The 18,380-nt window shown below is 59.8% G+C and carries 13 protein-coding genes; 4 read left to right on the top strand and 9 right to left on the bottom strand.

Features of this window, described 5'->3' with window-relative positions; translation table 11 throughout:
* Window positions 1–93: 93 nt before the first annotated feature.
* Both VWZ85_RS01045 and VWZ85_RS01040 read left to right on the top strand, forming a co-directional pair.
* Window positions 94–1,308, top strand: a complete 1,215-nt coding sequence (locus VWZ85_RS01045) for an ROK family transcriptional regulator (RefSeq protein ID WP_340547578.1) — start codon at window positions 94–96, stop codon at window positions 1,306–1,308.
* Window positions 1,298–2,854 (top strand): CRTAC1 family protein, encoded by a 1,557-nt coding sequence (locus VWZ85_RS01040; RefSeq protein ID WP_416586528.1) that lies wholly within the window; start codon window positions 1,298–1,300, stop codon window positions 2,852–2,854. Before VWZ85_RS01045 ends, VWZ85_RS01040 begins: the two co-directional genes overlap by 11 nt.
* Window positions 2,855–2,871: 17 nt before the next feature.
* Here VWZ85_RS01040 and VWZ85_RS01035 read toward each other — a convergent pair whose 3' ends face one another.
* Both VWZ85_RS01035 and VWZ85_RS01030 read right to left on the bottom strand, forming a co-directional pair.
* Entirely contained in the window at window positions 2,872–4,125 is a 1,254-nt protein-coding gene (locus tag VWZ85_RS01035) for a cytochrome-c peroxidase (RefSeq protein ID WP_416586524.1), read from the bottom strand.
* A gap of 91 nt (window positions 4,126–4,216) precedes the next feature.
* Entirely contained in the window at window positions 4,217–5,275 is a 1,059-nt protein-coding gene (locus tag VWZ85_RS01030) for an aldose epimerase family protein (RefSeq protein WP_416586521.1), read from the bottom strand.
* Between the two features lie 319 nt (window positions 5,276–5,594).
* On the opposite strand from VWZ85_RS01030, the gene VWZ85_RS01025 reads away from it, so the two are divergent.
* The gene (locus VWZ85_RS01025) at window positions 5,595–6,278 is read left to right on the top strand and encodes a sugar transferase (protein WP_416586518.1); all 684 of its coding nucleotides are present in this window, start codon (window positions 5,595–5,597) and stop codon (window positions 6,276–6,278) included.
* A gap of 86 nt (window positions 6,279–6,364) precedes the next feature.
* Window positions 6,365–7,909 (top strand): lipopolysaccharide biosynthesis protein, encoded by a 1,545-nt coding sequence (locus tag VWZ85_RS01020; RefSeq protein WP_416541809.1) that lies wholly within the window; start codon window positions 6,365–6,367, stop codon window positions 7,907–7,909.
* A gap of 830 nt (window positions 7,910–8,739) precedes the next feature.
* Here the strand turns inward: VWZ85_RS01020 and VWZ85_RS01015 are convergent.
* The 7 genes from VWZ85_RS01015 to VWZ85_RS00985 form a co-directional block, all read right to left on the bottom strand.
* Window positions 8,740–10,893, bottom strand: a complete 2,154-nt coding sequence (locus VWZ85_RS01015) for a methyl-accepting chemotaxis protein (protein WP_416586516.1) — start codon at window positions 10,891–10,893, stop codon at window positions 8,740–8,742.
* A gap of 190 nt (window positions 10,894–11,083) precedes the next feature.
* Window positions 11,084–12,886: an aminopeptidase P family protein gene (locus VWZ85_RS01010; protein WP_416586514.1), complete on the bottom strand. Its 1,803-nt coding sequence runs from the start codon at window positions 12,884–12,886 to the stop codon at window positions 11,084–11,086.
* Entirely contained in the window at window positions 12,879–13,877 is a 999-nt protein-coding gene (locus VWZ85_RS01005) for an ABC transporter ATP-binding protein (protein ID WP_416586511.1), read from the bottom strand. The genes VWZ85_RS01010 and VWZ85_RS01005 overlap by 8 nt, the downstream gene beginning before the upstream one ends.
* Window positions 13,874–14,872 carry an ABC transporter ATP-binding protein gene (locus VWZ85_RS01000; RefSeq protein WP_374015656.1) on the bottom strand — a complete coding sequence of 333 codons (999 nt, stop codon included), beginning with the start codon at window positions 14,870–14,872 and terminating at the stop codon, window positions 13,874–13,876. The genes VWZ85_RS01005 and VWZ85_RS01000 overlap by 4 nt, the downstream gene beginning before the upstream one ends.
* A gap of 13 nt (window positions 14,873–14,885) precedes the next feature.
* Window positions 14,886–15,752, bottom strand: coding sequence for an ABC transporter permease (locus tag VWZ85_RS00995; protein WP_340547568.1), 867 nt, complete (start codon window positions 15,750–15,752; stop codon window positions 14,886–14,888).
* Entirely contained in the window at window positions 15,749–16,690 is a 942-nt protein-coding gene (locus VWZ85_RS00990; protein ID WP_340547567.1) for an ABC transporter permease, read from the bottom strand. Before VWZ85_RS00990 ends, VWZ85_RS00995 begins: the two co-directional genes overlap by 4 nt.
* 70 nt (window positions 16,691–16,760) lie before the next feature.
* Window positions 16,761–18,347: an ABC transporter substrate-binding protein gene (locus VWZ85_RS00985; protein WP_416586508.1), complete on the bottom strand. Its 1,587-nt coding sequence runs from the start codon at window positions 18,345–18,347 to the stop codon at window positions 16,761–16,763.
* Window positions 18,348–18,380: the final 33 nt, after the last annotated feature.

Here is an 18,380-nt window from a genome sequence, read left to right as displayed (position 1 = left end):
GAAACTCAAATTAAATAATGTATCATGAGGCCAGATATCTTGTCGGGCGGCGCTTTCCTGCGATAAGTCGCCTGATAATAAGGGGGAAATACGGTGGTTAAATCGGACAGGCTTTCACATTCCGGCGAACTGCGTGAAAGCAGTCGCCTTCAGGTATTCGATACCATCCGGGCCGCAGGGCAAATCGCACGAATCGATATCGCTCAGGCCACCCGCATCAGCCCCGCCACCGTCACGGCGATCACCGCCGAACTGCTGGCCGCAGGGCTGATCGAGGAAGTCAGCCCGGATACAGCGCGCGGTGCCAAACGCGGCCGCCCACGGGTCGCCCTCAAAATCTGCGGCAGCGCCCATCGGATCGCCGGGCTGAAATTGTCGCATCACGCCATCACGACCCTGATCACCGATTTCGAAGGCACAGAGTTGGTCAGCCACGAAATGCCCCTGCGTGGCGGTCAGATGTCGCCAGAGGCCCTTTGCGAGAAAATTGTCGAAGCCCTGGACCAGAGCTGCGCCAAGGGCGGGTTCACCCGCGCGCACATCTCCGGAGTTGGCATTGGCATGGCCGGCGTTATGGATGCCGAGCGCAATTTCATCTACTGGTCATCGTCGCTCAACGTGCGGAATATCGATCTAGGCAGCCTTCTTGGCAGCTATCTGAGCATGCCGGTGTTTATCGACAACGACGCCAATCTGGTCGCCAAGGCTGAGCATCTCTTCGGTGAAGGTGACACCCGCAGCAACTTTGTCGTGGTGACCGTCGAACATGGTGTCGGCATGGGCATCGTCATCGACAATCAGATCTATCGCGGCGCGCGGGGCTGCGGCGCAGAATTTGGCCATATCAAGGTGCAGCTCGAAGGCGCGCTGTGCCAATGCGGCCAGCGCGGCTGTCTGGAAGCTTACGTCGGCGACTACGCCCTGCTGCGCGAGGCGAATATCACCAGTGGCGTCGAACGGCACAAGGATCTCGCCTCGCTTTATGCTGCCGTCGGCGACGGCGACACCATGGCGCAATCCATCCTTGACCGCGCCGGGCGCATGTTTGCCATGGGACTGGCCAATATCGTCAATATATTCGACCCGCAGATGATCGTTTTGGCGGGTGCGCAGCTGGCCTTTGGCTACCTGTCCTCCGACAAAGTGGTGGAGGAAATGCGCCGCTGGGTGGTTCAGGTGGACGGCCCCCTGCCCGAAGTGCGCGTCCATGGCTGGGGCAACAAGATGTGGGCAAAAGGGGCCGCCGCCTATGCGATTGAAGAAGTCTCCGCACTGACCATCCGCGAAGTTGCCAGCCATGCGGGATAAACTCTCATATATCCTCGCGCCGATCTGGCTCCTGCCGCAGATCGCGCTGGCGGACATCCCCGAGCCTCCGGTGTTCCGCTCCCAACCAGTTCCCGCGCATGTCTATGATGGCGGTTGGGAGCATTTCGTGGGTGGGGGGCTCGCCTCGCTGGATTGCAACGACGATAAATTCCCTGATCTGGTGGCGGCGGGCGGCAGCAACCCGGTTCAGCTGATGATCAACCAGAGCGAGGCCCCAGGCGCCACGCTGCGGTTTGCATCCGCTACACCGGCCGCCCTCGCACAGACAGGCGTCACCGGCGTCTACCCGCTCGACATTGATGGTGACGGTATTCTCGATCTTGCCCTGTTGCGCGTTGGCGCGGATCAGCTGCTGCGTGGAACCGGAAACTGTCAGTTCGAACCCTTCGATGGTCTGGGGTTTACCAGTGGTGACCACTGGACCACCGCGTTTTCGGCCACCTGGGAGCCGGGCGCTCAGCTGCCGACGCTTGCCTTTGGCACCTATGTCGACCGAAGCGACCCCGAGGGTCCGTTTGAGGCCTGTGACGACACACAGCTGTATCGGCCCGATGGTGACCGCTACGGCCCGGCCATCCGGCTCCAGCCAGGGTACTGCGCGCTGTCCATGCTGTTCACCAATTGGCACCGAAGCGTTGGGGCAACCGCCCGCGGTCGGGCCGATCTTCGGATCAGCAACGACCGACATTACTATGTCCGGGGTGGGCAGGAGCAGATGTGGAAAATGACCACGCCGCCAAGGCTCTACCAACAGGACGACGGCTGGCTGCCCTTTCACCTCTGGGGGATGGGGATAGCGTCTCGCGATCTGAACGGTGACGGGTTTTCCGATGTCTACCTCACCTCGATGGGAGATCAGAAACTACAGCTGTTTGATCCAAGCGGCACCGGCCCCGCCTACCGCGATGTGACTTATGATTACGGCACCACCGCCCACCGCCCAACCAGCGGCGGTGACGGGCGACCATCCACCGGGTGGCACGCGGATTTTGGCGATGTGAACAACGATGGGCATGACGATATCTTTGTCACCAAGGGAAATGTCGAACAGATGCCCGATGCCGCCATGCGCGACCCGAATACCCTGTTGATCCAAGGGGCAGATGGGCGTTTTGCCGACATGGCCGCCGCTGCGGGTATTGCCAGCATGGAACGTTCTCGCGGCGCCGTGCTGCGCGATCTCAATCTCGATGGGCAGCTTGACCTTGCCGTGATCAACCGGCGCGCGCCAATGGAACTCTACCAGAACACCACCAGCCCATCCGGAAACTGGCTGAGCCTGTCACTCAAGGGCACTGCCCCGAACACGCAGGCTATTGGTGCCTTCGTCGAGCTGGACACAGGCATAAGGATACACACCCGCGAGGTCACTGTCGGCGGCGGCCATGCGGGCGGCTCGGCCGGGGATCTGCACTTCGGTCTGGGAGAGAGCGATGATCTGCGGTTGCGCATTATCTGGCCGGATGGGGAAACAACAATCTGGCAAGAAATCACGCCCAACCAGCATCTTACCCGAACACAATAGACCCCTGGACCGGTAGATTAGCGTTCCACCGGCAGGCCCGATGGAACGCTATCCGGCACCCCAAGCCGCCCCTTGGCTGCGGCGCTGTCGGTCAGCGCTTCCAGAAAGTCCACGAGATCGGCAATATCCCCGTCACTTAGCGCAATCGGATCCAGATCATTCGCCGCCGCGATACGCTCCAGCTCGACCGGATCATCCATGACGGCCCAATCCGACACCCCATCAAGACCGGGCAAGACCGCCTGGCTGCGATCATAAGACATCAGCGCCGCGACGGGATCCAGATGGTGACGCACAACAGCCTCCAAAGTGGCATAGGCGCCGTTATGCCCATAGGGCGCTGTCAGCGCGACATTGCGCAGCGACGGGGTGCGAAAGCGGTAAGCGTCATCCGGGTTTCCAGTCACCCGCAACCGCCCCTCGTCGCGGGCGTGGGTTTCAAATCGGGCGGCCTTGCCCGGACCAAGCTGCGGCATCGCGATTGCATGAAACCTATTGTCCGTCTGCAACCAGCCTGTATGGCACTGGCTGCATCCGGCGCCCCCGTAGAAAAGCTCCTGCCCCCTTGCTGCTGTGGTGGGTAGGGCCTCTCCATGCAGCTGAGCACGATCAAACGGGCTGTCATCAGCCTGCCATTCAAACCGGATAAACGCCGCCAGCATATTGCCGATATCGGTAAAGCGGATGGGTTCTGCCACTCCCAGGACCTCATCGAAACGCTGCCGATATTCGGGGATCTCTGCGACCCGGCCCGCGATGATATCCCATGCCCCACCGGGATGGCTCAGCTGACCCAGACGTACCGCGCGCGAGACATCATTTTCGCCGTAGTGGCCGGCCATCTCATCTGCCGAAAGCACCGGAAACATCGCCTGTGCGGCCAGCGCGGAATCGAATCCTGCGACCATGTCACCTTCCAGCGGCGTGCGGATACCCGGCCCATATGCGGGGTCAGCCTCCAGTCGGCCGTCGTGGAACATCACATCCATATCATCAGCGCCAAGATTCCAGAGCGCAGGCGCATTACGTGGAATACGCTGTTCAGGACGGTTGTCCGGATCCGCGCGCCGCTCAGGGCCAAGCGTGGTTGCGCCCTCGCCAAGCGACAGGGAGACGCCGTCACCTGTGCCAAACCGTGGATGATGGCAGCTAGCGCAGCTGATGTTGCGGTTGCCCGATAGAATGGGATCATAAAATAGCAGTTGGCCCAGCTCGACCTCTGCCTGTATCTGCGGGGCAAAGCTTGGCCGCGGCCCCAGATCCAAATTCATGGACTGTTCCTCAGCGCTACCAGCACAGGCGAAAGTCGCGTTCGTTATGCAGATCGCAATCGCGCCACACAGGCGATATCGACGCCGGTATTCAGCCATCTTGCTCCCTCTCCGCTACGGAAAATTTCAGCAGCAACTTCTGGCGATACGGATGACCGGGGTCCACCAGAACACTCGGGAAATGGGGCTGATTTACCGCATCCGGCAAACCCTGCGGCTCGATACAGACGGCAGAAAATGGTTCCAACCGCTGTCCATCCCGCGCGGCGCAGGAACTGTTCAGATGACTCGCCGTGTAAATCTGCGCACCCGGTTGATCTGAAAAAACCCGCATGACAACACCATTGGAGGCGCCAAGATGGGCTACCTCGCGCATATCACCCGAAGCGTTCGGGGGGAAATTCACATGGATATCCGTGCCAAGCCGCTCTGGATCCAGCGCGGCAAAGCTCCGGCCAGCGCGATAGTCAAATCTGGTGCCGCTAGTTGGTGCAACTTCGCCCGTAGGCACCCCATCCCGGCGCAGCGGCAGATAGCTCTCGGCGCTGCTGCGCAGGCGATGCTCCCAGATATCGCCCTTGATACCAAGCGTATAATAGTTGTGCTGCGCCAAACTAATCGGGGTGAGCCGGTCCACCGAAGCTGTCATATCATAGCTGACCGTTGTGCCGGACACCGCAATCCTAAGCCGGATATCGGCACCGCCCGGATAGCCGTTTTCACCATCCGCGGAGAAGTGGCGCAATTCAATCGCCCCGGCCCCCAGCCGCCGCATATCCCAGAACACCCGTCCAAGCCCCTGCGCGCCGCCGTGAAGTTGGTTGCTCCCTTCATTGGCATTAAGAGAAATCTCGCGACCCGCGAGATGGAAACCCGCCCCGCCAATCCGATTGGCCACCCGGCCAACAATCGCACCCAGATAATACGGATCCCCCAGATAGGCCGCCATATCGGCATATCCCAGCACCATGGGTTGCCAGGTTTCACCATCGCGCAGATCCAGCCAGGCCGTTATGGCGCCAAGGTTCATCACCCTTAGCCGCAGATGATCATTTTCCAGATCGAGCCAACGCAATCTCTCGTCAGCATCGTCCCGCAGATGCGAGTGCTGCTGTAAGGCTCTGGAGCGAGGCTGGCTGGATGATGGCATACAGGGGCGTCCTTTGGGTGCAGAACCCCGGAAGTCCTGGTGATGATATTTATTTCACCGATCAAATTAATACGCCAAACGGCGGCTGTCAATTCAACTGTTCGGCCGCATCACCAGCTCGGGATCGCTTGTTCAGCCTGGCTGCCGATCTGCATACCCCGTCTTGAGAACGCCCCAGCATGACTTTGTTTACGACAAAATCTTGCCACGAATTTGAATCAAATCTTAGGAAAGGCGGACGAGATCGCAGCCAGAAAATCGGCCAGCGACCCTGTCGACATAAATGTCGACACCGCGAGGCTGAAGATCGGGGTAAGGCATGAGCGACATTACGAATTTTGACCACCTGCGCGCGCCATCAGACAGCGGTCAGGCGGCAAAACCGCGCTTCGATATTTATGCAAGGATCGGAAAGCGCCTTCTTGATATGTCACTTGCGCTGGCTCTTCTGCCCGCCCTCGCCCCGGTTATCGCGCTCCTCTGGCTCATCAGCCGACGCGATGGCGGGCCAGGGCTCTTCGGTCATACTCGTATCGGCAAGGACGGAATACCCTTCACCTGCTGGAAAATCCGTACCATGATCCACGGCGCGGAGGATATTCTGGCCGAGCACCTCAAGTCGGACGCTCAAGCGGCCAGCGAATGGGCCCGCGACCGCAAGCTCAGCCGCGATCCACGGGTCACGGGCTTTGGCCTGTTCCTCCGCCGCAGCAGTCTTGATGAGCTGCCACAGATCTGGAACGTGCTGCGCGGTGATATGAGCTTTGTCGGGCCGCGCCCGATCGTGCGCTGCGAACTGCACAGATATGGTCCAGCCGCTTCTGCATATCTGAGCCAAAGACCGGGAATCACCGGGCTGTGGCAGGTATCAGGTCGCAACGATGTCAGCTATGCTGATCGGGTCTCCTTTGACGTTGATTACCTGAAGCGGCGGACATTCGGCTTTGATATCAAACTGATCCTGCTGACCGGCCGCTCAGTCATTGCGCGCACGGGACGGTAAACGGGCCATTAAGCCCTCTGCGGTAATGTTCAGCCAACGGCGATAGGGATCAGGGTCTGTACCAAGGGTGACAGCCGCAGCAGATTATGCTCCCTAACTGCAAAAGCGGGACCAACAGAATGCACGACAGCAATACCGATGCTTCGACACTCAGCCATATATCGCAGGGCCGCGGCCGCCTGGCGCTGATTGGCGTGTTCTGGTCCTTCGTCAACATCATGGTCAGCAACGGCTTGACCGTGGTTGTGTTCCTGGTGACCTCTCTATTGCTGGAGCCCGCCGATTTTGGCGCCGTGGCTCTGGCCACCTCGATCGTCATCTGGGTCATGACATTGGTGCCGCTGCCGCTTGGAGACGCCATCATTCAACGCAGCGACCTGAGGCAGAGCCATCTGGACAGCGCATTCTGGCTGACGATGGTGATCGCACTTGCCACTATTGCGATCCTGGTTCTCTGTGCGCCGATGATCGCGTCCTGGACCAAACTCGAGGCACTTGCGATCATATTGCCGGTGCTGTCGCTCCGTATCCTGTTTGTATCACTTGGAAATATTCCCGCGGCACTGGTGAACCGGCGGATGGAGTTTCGTCATATTGCGTTGCGGACAACCCTTGCAAATGGGCTGGGCGCGGCAGGTTGCCTGCTGCTCGTGTTGCAAGGATATGCCATCTGGGCACTGGTCTGGGCGCAGGTCATTACCGCGATTGTCGGCTGCGTCGTCTCCTACTGGGCCGCTGGCTGGCGCCCTGGGCTACAGCTCTCGAGGGCCGCTTTGACGGATCTGCGCGGCTTTACCCTGTTGACGATGGGTGGCCGGATGATCGAACCGACCAAGATCAACCAGATCCTGCTCGGGATCGTCGCCGGCCCAGCAGTGCTCGGCATCTTCTTTTTCGCCCGCAGAATGTGTGAAATCCTGCAGGAGCTTACCATTGGCACGCTCTTGCCTGTCACAAGGGTCCTATTTGCCAGTCTGCAAACTGAAAAAGAACAACGGCGGGAAGCGTTTATCCTCAGCAGCTTCGCCGCTGCAACCGCCGCCTTGCCGCTGTTCATCGGCTTCATCATTGTGGCCCCGACGGCGATACCCTTCGTCTTTGGCAGCAAATGGCTCGCTGCGATCTACCCGCTCCAGTGTTTTGCAATGCTCAGCCTGATGATGAGTATCGGCGTCATGCAGGCCTCTTTGCTCAGGTTCTCCGGTCATGCACGTTGGTGGTTCGGATTTGAATGTGTCGTCAGCCTGTCTGGATTTGCAGCGATCCTGCTGCTTGCCCCGGAGGGTCTGAACAGGATCATGTCCGCATTGGTTGGCATTTCCTTCTTGCTCTGGCCGGTCGCCACGCGCAAAACTCTGAAAACCCTCGAAATCTCGGCGACAACCTATATCTTCGATGCACTGCGCCCCGCGCTGATTTCTGTCTCAATGATGTCCATTGCGCTCTTCGCGCTACGTGAGTTGGGGCCGCCGATGTATGGCACCCCACAGCTTATGGCTCAACTTGCGGTCGCAATCCCCACCTATCTGATCATGATCCTCCTCGTGGGCGGCGACCGCTTGCAGCAAATCCTGGGAAAGATCCGCAACAGAAGAGATAGCAATCCAATTGAGCCTGGCGCTCACCAGTAGACGTTTCCACCGGCGACTGCCGTCAGCATTCTGATTTGCACCCGCATCTCAAGTCGCAGGCCTACCGGCGTTCGCAGCCAAACAATGATCCGCAGCACCTCTCCAGCGGACGCCAGTCATCTCATGACGCCATGTCGAGGTTTCGAGGAGCTAGGTCGTTCGGTGCGCGCAGCGGACAAAAGCCGGTACCATGGTCAAAGGCGATACAGTGCAGCATCGGACACTCAGGAAGCAGAGGCTGCCTTGCCGCCCAGAACGATGGAAACCGCCGAAAAAGCCGCGCGGTATTGAAGCAACACCCGCCCATCTGCTTTGACAGGCTTCCGGTTGGCACCGCTCCCACCGCAGGGATGCCAACAGACCGCGAGCCAGCTCAGGATCGTCGCCCCGTCAGGATCAAACATCCGCTGGTCGTTTGCACGCTGATGGGCAGCGGACAATGGATGCTCCAGACTGAATGATCTCAATCGGGTGCTGCACCACTACCCGGCATGATAGGGATCTGGATCGTCAAACCTGCTTTGCGCCGCCCCGCAACAAACCACTTCAATCAACCAGAGTTGGCGTTAGCGTGTCATGCTTGCGACCTCGCTGATTGCGGGAAACTCAGATCACGGAAACGCTGCCGGACTGCAAACCATCCAGCTCAGGAATGACCCAAAGATCCGACACGGGGCCATCACCGGCAGCAACAGCGGACATCAAAGACGAGAGCCACCACTCAAAGGAGTGGTGGCTCTCAAGCATTTGGCGGAGCTACTCTCGGACTCACCGGCCCCGCTTGGACACCCATTGACGCTCGCGCCTCCAGAGCAGTCTAAGTCAGCGCCCTAGGCCGCAGCCGTATAACTGTGGTGCTGCGCACCCTGCACGGGCTGGCGGCCAGCATCTCCAGTCTGAAAGGCTGTGACCAGCCGCGACAGATTGGTTGTCTCATGGTCCAGCGAACTGCAGGCGGCGGCGGTCTCCTCGCACATGGCGGCATTCTGCTGCTGGGCAGCTTCCAGTGTGCTCATCGCGCCATTCAACTCCGAAATGCCCCTGGATTGCTCGTCGGCCTGTTTGGCAATATCGCCAACATGTTCCGAAATGCTGCCAATGGCATTCATAATGGTCTCCAGAGAGGAATTGGTCCTGCCGACCAGATCCACGCCATGGGCCACCTGCGCTGCGGAGGCGGTAATCAGCTTCTTGATTTCTAGCGCCGATTCAGACGAACGCAGCGCAAGACTGCGGACTTCGGCGGCAACAACCGAGAACCCGCGGCCGGCTTCGCCAGCCCGCGCGGCTTCAACACCGGCGTTCAGGGCAAGCAGGTTTGTCTGAAACGCGATATCGTCAATCATACCGGTGATCCGGGTGATCTGCTCAGAGGTGGCGGCAATCGAATCCATCGCATCAACCGTCTCCCGGGCAACCGCGGAGCTGTTTGTTGCACTCTGATTCACGGATGTGACCAATGCCTCAGTTTCGCGCGCGCCGCTGGCGACATGCTGGACGTTCTGCGTGAGTTCGCTCAGCGACGCCGCAGTCTCTTCCAGCTGAAGCGCGGATTGTTCTGTGCGCTGCGACAGATCGTTGGTTGCCGAGGAAATCTCCGTCAAACCGGTATCGATCGAACGTGCCGAGTCATTGACCGAGGTGATCAGCTTGCTCAACTGTTCAACAGTATTGTTGAAGTCCTGGCGCAGCCCCTCATACTGGCTGGGCATTTCATCGTGGATTTTGACATCCAGCCGCCCGGAAGCCAGCTGTTGCAAATTCTGGGCAAGGGCCTGAACAACCGCCTGCTGCTGCTGCTGATCGCGCAGCTGATTTGCTTCCAGCTCCTCCTTGGATGCCAAACCCTGGCGCAGGGTCTCGATGGACAGGGCCATCGCCCCGATCTCATCTTTACGCTTTGGAATATCAACGGGTTGATGCACCTTCCCGGCGGTAAGATCCTTCATGACCCCAAGCATTCGCCCCAGGGGACGCCGGACAAGCGAGCGCACCGAGAAAAAGATGGTGGCCAGCGTCAGCGCCAGCAAGAGAACATTGGCGATCAGCTGTTCGTAGATGCTTGCCTTTACCGGGTTGACGAAGACATGGCGTGGCACATCCAAGACGACAACCCAGGTCTTGTTCATGCCGTAGGCGGTGAAAGGAAAGAACAGGCGTGTCGACCCATCAGCGCGATCCGAAACAATCTGCACCTCTCCGGTTTCGACAGCGGCCTGGAAATCTGCCACCTCTTCCCCTTCAAAGGCCTGAATCAGCATTTCCGGGTCAGGATGTGACAACCATTTGCCGCCCTGGCCCAGCAGCATCACACTGCCGCCTTCATAAACCGACAGCCCCCGGACAAAATCACCGAGATTATCGAGCACGATATCGACACCGGCAACACCGACGATCTGGCCCTGTGCATTCACAGGCACCGACACCGATGTCAGCAGGCGGTTTTCATTTGAGAGATAAGGTTCGGTGATGACGCTCTCGCCACTGTCGATCGGCAGGCGATACCACTCGGATGTGTCATTGGGATCAACGTTGAACGTCTCGAAATTCAGCCCGCCGGACTCCGCTTTGGTCCAGTAGGCGGCAAAGATACCATCGGCATTTCGTCCCTCTTCACCGGTAATGAAATCTTCGGTGGCGCCGTCCGGAATCGCTGACATCCAGGAAGAGAATACAAGATCATAGCGGCCGGGGACGCCTTCCATGATCTTGATCAGATCGGCGGTGGTTGCATCGCCATCTTCGATATATCCGGATAGCGCGCCGCCTAGCGCCGCCGCAGCTGAGGTCGCTTCGACCAGTTGAGACGACAGGCTTTGCGCGATATCTGAGGCTCGCTGCGACGCGCCCTCCAATACCCGCTCCCTGACCTGTGCAGATTCATTGAGGGCCGTAAATACGCTGAAGCAGAGCATCAGCCCGGTAATTGCAACCGTGGTCGCGGCAAGTAGCTTGCCTGATATTGTGTTGAACAGAGCTGGCATTCATATCTCCACTTGGAAGGCTCGTCTTGCACAACCTCTCGCATATTCGCCTGAACAAAGTGTTGACCCACCGCGCCGGGGGCAGTCCCCCAACCGGTTTACCCAGCAGTTTTCAATTAGATTGAAGATATATTTTAGGCCAGCCCCGAACGAGGACTGGCCGCCGCGCAGCAAAGCGAGAGACAGACCTCTAGATCGGGGCCGTCGCCGCCGACAACCACCGGCCCGCTGCATCGCTGACCAAGGGCGATAACCGCTGCAGCACATCCTGATGATACGTATTCAGCCAACAGCGTTCGTCCTCACTCAGATCTGCCGGGATCAACATGTCGGTTTGTATTGGTGCAAGCGTCATATTGCGAAAGCTGAGGAACCCATCACTTTCTTCAATAACCTCAAAGATGTTCTCAATCCGGATGCCAAAACGCCCGGCCTCGTAATAGCCCGGCTCGATCGACACAACCATGCCAGGCACCAGATCCACCGGATTATAGGGCTTGCCGATGCGTTGCGGGTGCTCGTGCACCGAGAGCCGATGTCCGATGCCATGACCGGTGCCATGGTCGTAATCCAAGCCGAGGTCCCAGAGCGGTCGCCGACAGATCGCATCTATATGATGGCCCTGCGTACCCCGGGGAAACCGCAGCGTGGCCAGCGCATGGAACGCGCGAAACACCGCCGTATACGCCCGGTCATAGCCGTCGGGGCGCATCCCGAAGGCATAGCTGCGCGTGGCATCGGTGGTCCCGGTGTCATACTGGCCGCCGCTGTCCAGCAGATAGGGATTCTGTGGCATTATCGGAGCATTACGCCCGTTGGTGGCCGCGTAGTGGCACATTGCAGCATTGCCTGCCGCGGCTGAGATCGTCTGAAAGCTCTCGGTCAGAAAACCCGGACGCGCCTGTCGGCAGGACAGGATCTGTGCTTCCGCCTCACGCTCGGTCACTGGCTCACCAGCCGCCGCGCGCGCAGGAACCGTCTGCGCCAACCAGGCCGAGAACTCGACCCAGGCCACCCCGTCTTCCAGATGGCAATCATGCAGACCGGCGATTTCGACCGGATTCTTAACGGATTTGGTCCGGGTCAATATACTGGCCACCGCAGCCGCAGTCGCCCCGGCGTCGGCAATAGTATGACGCACCGCAACCGGCGAAAAATCCGGATCAAACAGGATCCGTTCTCCGGCGTTGCATCGGCTTTGAAGAGCGCCAAGAAACTGCGAGACCGGCTGGGCGGTCGCGATGTCCGGCAGGTGATCCTTGACCTCATCATCCAGCTTGGCCGGATCAACGAACCAAGTGACCGTCCCGTTTCTCTCGGCAAGGAGAAAGGACTGCGGCATCGGGTTGAAGGCCACATCATCCCCGCGCACGTTCAGCAGCCAGGCAATATTGTCAGGTTGTGTCTCAACCAGACATGCGGCGCCCTGCTCGCTCAGATATGCTGCAAGATCCGCACATTTCTCGGCACTGCTCCGCCCGGCCCATTGCACCGGAAAAACGCTGATCCGCCCGGTCGGCGCTGGCGGCTGGTCCGACCAGATCGCATCCACCGGATTGTCGCCTTGCGGCAACATCGTCGCACTCGCCTGCACAGCGGATGCGGCAAACCGATCGAACCAGCCGGGTGGCAGGTGCATCGGGTCGAACCCGATCTGCCAGCCTGCCTGCGCAACCGCGCCCAGCCAGTGTTCCGGTGGCTGTTCAAAAATGTGAAGCCGCGAAAACAGCGGTCCTGAGCATTCATTTGCGACCTGCACGGTATAGCGGCCATCCACAAACACGGCGACGGTCTCAGCCGTGATGATGGCCATTCCAGCCGATCCGGTAAAACCTGTGACATAGGCAAGGCGTTCGTCATGGGGAGCCACATATTCCCCCTGATGCGCGTCAAACCGGGGCAGGATGAAGGCATCCAGATCGCGGGCACGCAGCTCGCGGCGCAGATCGGCAATGCGGGCAGCGGCAGGGGGCCCGCTCAACATGTCATCCATTTTGATTGATCTCTTCCGCAAGATGGCAGGCGACCTCGCCACGGTCGCCAAGAGGACGCAGGTGCGGGACATCCCGCCTGCAAATTTCCGAAGCGTGGACGCAGCGCACATGGAACGGGCACCCTGGCGGCACGTTCAGCGGCGACGGCAGCTCTCCCTCCAACCGGATCGCATCCCCTTTGTCATCGGGATCAAGCGACGGGGCCGCACTCAGCAACGCCTGTGAATACGGATGCGCCGGATTGGCAAACAGGCGCTCGCTGTCGCCGATTTCCACGATGCGGCCGAGATAGATCACTGCGACACGGTGGGAAACATGGCGCACCAGCCGCAAATCATGGGCGACAAACAGGATGGTCAGATCCAGCTGCTCCTGCAGCTCCAGCAGAAGATTCACCACCTGCGCCTGAACCGAGACATCCAGCGCCGATACCAGCTCATCGGCGATCAGCACCTCGGGCTCCACCGCCAGCGCACGGGCAATGGCAATCCGCTGACGCTGGCCACCGGAGAACTCATGCGGCAGTTTCTGCGCCGCATCTGCGGGCAGCCGCACCAAATCCAGCAGCTCCGCGACTCGTGTCGGGATCTCGTCGGAGGGGCGCATCTTATGGACCTGCAAGGCTTCGCTCAGGATCTGACCGCAGGTCATACGCGGGTTGAGCGACGAATAGGGATCCTGGAACATCATCTGCACGCGCCGGTTATAGCTGCGGTCGCTGCGCGCGCCGTCGGCGAATATATCCTGCCCATGGTGGCGAATGCTGCCACCCTGCGGCTCGTAAAGCCGGACGATGCAGCGCGCCAATGTCGATTTTCCGCACCCCGATTCTCCGACAACACCTAGGGTTTCTCCCTTCCTCAGCGCCAGGCTGACGCCGTTCAGCGCGCGTACGGCGCGACCGGGTTGCTTGCGCATCACATCAATCAGGCTGCGCGGCAGATGAAACGTCAGGCTGAGATTGTCGATCTCCATCACCGGATCAGTCATGCCACCTCTCCCTGGACCGCGGGAACCGGATTGAAACAGGCCGCGCGACGCCCGGCACTGATCGCCTCCAACGGCGGGCGCGCATTCAGGCAGGCCTCAGTCCGTGCGTCGCAACGGGGCGCATATGCGCAGCCTCGGGGGAGCATCTCCAGACTAGGTGGCGTACCGGGCACAGAGTAAAGCGGCGTCCGTGGCGGCACATCCTGTGGCACCGACTGCATCAATCCGGCCGTATAGGGATGGCGCGGCGTGCGCAGCACCTGCCGCACCGCCCCCTGCTCGACGATCCGCCCAGCATACATCACCGCAACATTCTCACAGGTCTGCGCAACGACCCCCAGATCATGAGTAACGAGGATCACGCCCATGTTCATCTCTTCAGACAGGCGCAGGATCAAATCAAGGATCTGCGCCTGAATGGTAACATCCAGCGCTGTGGTCGGTTCATCCGCCAACAAAAGCTTCGGCTGCGCCGCCAGCGCAATGGCAATCATCACCCGCTGCCGCATCCCGCCCGAAAACTGATGCGGATAATCCTGCAACCGAGAAGCAGCCGCCGGGATACCGACATGATCCAGCATCTCGACCGCCCGGTCCCGACGCGCCGCACGCGGCAGATCGGTATGTGCCTTCAGTGTCTCGGTCAGCTGCAGGCCCACGGTCAATAGCGGGTTGAGCGACGTCATCGGCTCCTGAAAGATCATTGCAACCTCACCGCCGCGCACCTGGCGCAGCTGCCGATCCGACAGGCGGGAAATATCCCGCCCCTGCCAGCGCACCTCGCCTGTGACCTCTCCATGGCGACGGGTCAGCCCCAGGATCGACCTGAGCGTGACGCTCTTCCCCGAGCCGCTTTCGCCGACAAGCCCCAGAACCTCACCCTGTCGCACATCAAAGCTGACATCGCGTACCGCAGGCAGCATCACACCGCCGCGTCGAAACGTCGTACAGAGGTTACGGACCTCAAGTATCGGCTGGGTCTCTTTCATGCTCATACTCTCTTTCCCCTTAACCGCGAGGCCGCAACAGATCGGCCAGCCCGTCGCCGATCAGCGAGAACCCGATCCCGGTCAGCACGATGGCGATGCCCGGCATCAGGCTGAGCCACCAGGCCGTGGTGATGAAATTGCGCCCTTCGGCAATCAGGACACCCCATTCAGCCTGCGGTGGCTGCGCCCCCAAACCGAGGTATCCAAGCGATGATCCCAGAAGAATGGCCAGCGACATATCGGTCATCCAGTAGACAATCACCGGGGTGATCGCATTGGGCAGCAGGTGGCGAAAGATCACGCGCCGGTCAGAATATCCCATGACAATTCCGGCCGCCGCATAGTCATTGCCCATCTGGGTGATCACCTCGGCGCGCATCAGCCGGGCATAATAGACCCAGCCCACCGCCGTGATGGCGATATACATATTGACAAGCCCCGGCCCCAGCACCGCAACAACCGCGATCACCAGGACCAAAAACGGGAAGGTAATGACGGCATCCACGACCCGACCAAAGATCATATCGGCAATGCCGCGATAATAGCCCACCAACGCACCAACCGTGACCCCGATCAGCATGGCAAAGACCGTGGCCAGAACGGCCATCTGCATATTCACTGAATAGGCAGAGATCACCCGGCTGAGGCTGTCGCGCCCCAGCATATCGGTGCCGAAAGGATGCGCCCAGCTCGGCGGCTGCCGCACCGCGTTATAATCGATGAAATTGGGATCATATGGGGCGAAGAGGCCCGGCGCGATGGCCAGCAGCGTAGAGGCTGCGATAATCGCGACACCGATCATGAACCCCGGTTTGCGCAGCGCGATCTTCCACCGGCTCTGCTGCGGTCGCGTCGCCTCGGGCGACAGAACTGTGGCATCGGTCATGTCAGACGCATCCTCGGGTCTAGGGCGCTCTGGATCAGATCGGTCATCAGGAACACGATCGACACCAGCACTGCAAATGTCAGGGTCAGCCCCTGGATCAGCGGATAATCACGGGCAAAGATTGCCTCCAGCATCAACCGGCCAACGCCCGGCACCGCAAACACCGTTTCGGTGACCAGGGTTCCGCTCATCAGGTTGCCGATAGACAGGCCAAGCAGCGTGACTGTGGAAATCAGCGCATTGCGCAACACATGCCGCCCCAGGATCTGCCAGGCCGACAGTCCCTTGGCACGGGCAAATTCAACATATTCCGCATCCACCACCTCAACGATGGCCGACCGCAGATTCCGCATGATGATCGCAGAGGTATAAAGCGCCACTGCCACCGATGGCAAAAACAGATGGTAGAGCCGCTCGGAAAAACTGTCGCCATAGCCCCCCACCGGGAACCAGCGCAGCTGCGCGGCTAGAAATGTCAGCAAGATCAATCCGATATAAAACACCGGCATGGACAGGCCGACCTGAAAGACGGTGCGGATCACCGCATCGGGCCAGCGCCCCCGGTTCAGTGCAGCAACAAAGGCCAGCGGCCCCGCGATCAGCACCGACAATGCCACGGCATAAACCGTAAGAAACAGGGTCGTCGGCAGGCGGCTGGCGATCACATCTATCACCGGCGCTCGCATCAGGATCGAGCGCCCCAGATCCCCCTGAACGGTATTGGACAGGAACTGCCAGAACTGGACCACCAGCGGCTGATTCAGTCCCAGCCGTTCGCGAATAGCGGCCAGATCTGCATCCGACGCGCGATCCCCCGCGATGGCGATTGCCGGGTCTCCGGGTAATAGGCGCACCAGAAGAAAGATGATGATCATGACCAGAAAAAAGGTCACGGCCATCAGCAACAGGCGCTTGAGAATATATTGAATAGTGGCCATTCCGGCATCCGTTCGTCTGCACCGCCAGCCCCAGGGCTGACGGCGCTTTTACATTGCAGGGCGAAACTGATCAGCGGCTGATCGACGCTTCCTCAAAGAGGTTGTTGCCCAGCGGTGTCTGCACGTAGCCGCTGACCTTCTTTGACAGGGCCACCGCAAACGGGGTCTCGTACATGAACAGCAGCGGCGCCGCCTCGGCATAGATCGACTGCATCTCGGCATATTGACCAGCACGCGCACCCGAATCCATTTCCGTTGCCGAGGCCTCAAACAGGCTGTTGAACTTCTCGTTCTCCCAACCTGTGCCAACGGCCTTCGCAGTGGGGAAGTAACCGAGCCAACCAGTGACCTGACTTGGGTCATTCACATCATTGACCCACCCATAGGTATGGATGTCAAATTCACCCGACCGGTTCTTCGCGCCACGGGTGGCATTGTCGACCTGCTCCACCTTAAGCTCGATGCCCAAAGGCGCCCACATCTGCTGAAGCGCTGCAAAAATGGTGCTGTCATCCGCCGATCCGGCCAGCGTCGTAAAGGTGATCTCGGTCCCGGGCTCAAGACCGGCCTCGGCAATCAAGGCCTTTGCCTTGTCCAGATCATAGCCATAAAGCGGATCAGTCGATGTCGCCAGCTGGGTCGCCGCCGCCATCAGAGGCGAGGTCATGGGCTTGCCGGCCCCCTGCAGCACCAACCCGATCAGGGCCTGTTTATTGGTGGCATAGTTCAGCGCCTGACGCACCCGCTCGTCCGCCAGCGGATTGGGCGATCCATCTGCCCGCGTCGGGCGGGTATTGATCGGCGAATAGATAATCCGGGTCGAGGGGAACAGATTCATATCGATGTTCGGATCCGCCTCCAGCTCGGCCACGCGCGAGAACGGGATGAATTCCGCCGCATCCATCTCACCGGCCTGCAGCTTCAGGATACGGGTGGCATCATCGGGGATAATCTCGAAATGCACACCGTCCAGATAGGGCAGCGGTTTGCCGTCCGAGCCAGTGCGCCAGTAGTGCTCATTGGCGCAGAAATCCATCGATGTGCCCTGCTCAAACCCGCAGAGATAGAAGGGGCCAGTGCCAACGCCCGCACTCTTTGCAGCAAAGATGGTGGCTGACTTCTCCTGATCCGTTGCGCCTTCGGCGGCCTCGAACGCGGCTTTGGACACGATGCCGGTGGTAAAGGTTGCCAGCATCGACAGGATCGTCGGATCCGGTGCCGAGAGGGTCAGGGTGATCTCGTTTCCATTATTGGCAACTGTATCCAATGTACCGAGGAGACCCGCCCACGGGCTCAGATCAGCATTGCGAGCACGATCCAGCGAAAACACCACGTCCTCTCCGGTCAGCGGTGTGCCATCGGAGAATTTGATCCCGTCGCGCAATGTCAGGGTCACCGTGGTGCCATCTTCAGAGACATTATATGTCTCGGCGAGGCCAGGAACGACCGAATTTCCGTCGTCGCTGGGGCGCAGCAACGTGTCGAACAGGCTGCCAACCATCCAGATATCCGGATTGCGATCCGCATAGATCGGGTCGATCAAGGTCGATCCGTCGTAACGGGCAAAGTTCAGCACGCCGCCGCGATCCTGCGCCAGCGCCGGTACGGTCAGTGCCGTGGTCAGGGCAGCTGCGGCCGCCACCAGTTTTCTTGTCATTTGTGAGATCCTCCCAGATCGATTCTCCGTCTC

The sequence above is a fragment of the Phaeobacter sp. JH20_29 genome (assembly GCF_048056175.1).
Taxonomy (GTDB): domain Bacteria; phylum Pseudomonadota; class Alphaproteobacteria; order Rhodobacterales; family Rhodobacteraceae; genus Phaeobacter; species Phaeobacter bryozoorum.
Note: the sequence above shows the minus strand (reverse complement) of the source record. Positions and strands in the feature narration are given on the sequence as shown.

Excerpts from the sequence above, each read along its gene's own strand:
- VWZ85_RS01040 (WP_416586528.1), top strand. The coding sequence starts at position 1,298 with ATGCGGGATAAACTCTCATATATCCTCGCGCCGATCTGGCTCCTGCCG.
- VWZ85_RS01035 (WP_416586524.1), bottom strand. The coding sequence starts at position 4,125 with ATGAATTTGGATCTGGGGCCGCGGCCAAGCTTTGCCCCGCAGATACAG.
- VWZ85_RS01030 (WP_416586521.1), bottom strand. The coding sequence starts at position 5,275 with ATGCCATCATCCAGCCAGCCTCGCTCCAGAGCCTTACAGCAGCACTCG.
- VWZ85_RS01025 (WP_416586518.1), top strand. The coding sequence starts at position 5,595 with ATGAGCGACATTACGAATTTTGACCACCTGCGCGCGCCATCAGACAGC.
- VWZ85_RS01020 (WP_416541809.1), top strand. The coding sequence starts at position 6,365 with ATGCTCCCTAACTGCAAAAGCGGGACCAACAGAATGCACGACAGCAAT.
- VWZ85_RS01015 (WP_416586516.1), bottom strand. The coding sequence starts at position 10,893 with ATGCCAGCTCTGTTCAACACAATATCAGGCAAGCTACTTGCCGCGACC.
- VWZ85_RS01010 (WP_416586514.1), bottom strand. The coding sequence starts at position 12,886 with ATGGATGACATGTTGAGCGGGCCCCCTGCCGCTGCCCGCATTGCCGAT.
- VWZ85_RS01005 (WP_416586511.1), bottom strand. The coding sequence starts at position 13,877 with ATGACTGATCCGGTGATGGAGATCGACAATCTCAGCCTGACGTTTCAT.
- VWZ85_RS01000 (WP_374015656.1), bottom strand. The coding sequence starts at position 14,872 with ATGAGCATGAAAGAGACCCAGCCGATACTTGAGGTCCGTAACCTCTGT.
- VWZ85_RS00995 (WP_340547568.1), bottom strand. The coding sequence starts at position 15,752 with ATGACCGATGCCACAGTTCTGTCGCCCGAGGCGACGCGACCGCAGCAG.
- VWZ85_RS00990 (WP_340547567.1), bottom strand. The coding sequence starts at position 16,690 with ATGGCCACTATTCAATATATTCTCAAGCGCCTGTTGCTGATGGCCGTG.
- VWZ85_RS00985 (WP_416586508.1), bottom strand. The coding sequence starts at position 18,347 with ATGACAAGAAAACTGGTGGCGGCCGCAGCTGCCCTGACCACGGCACTG.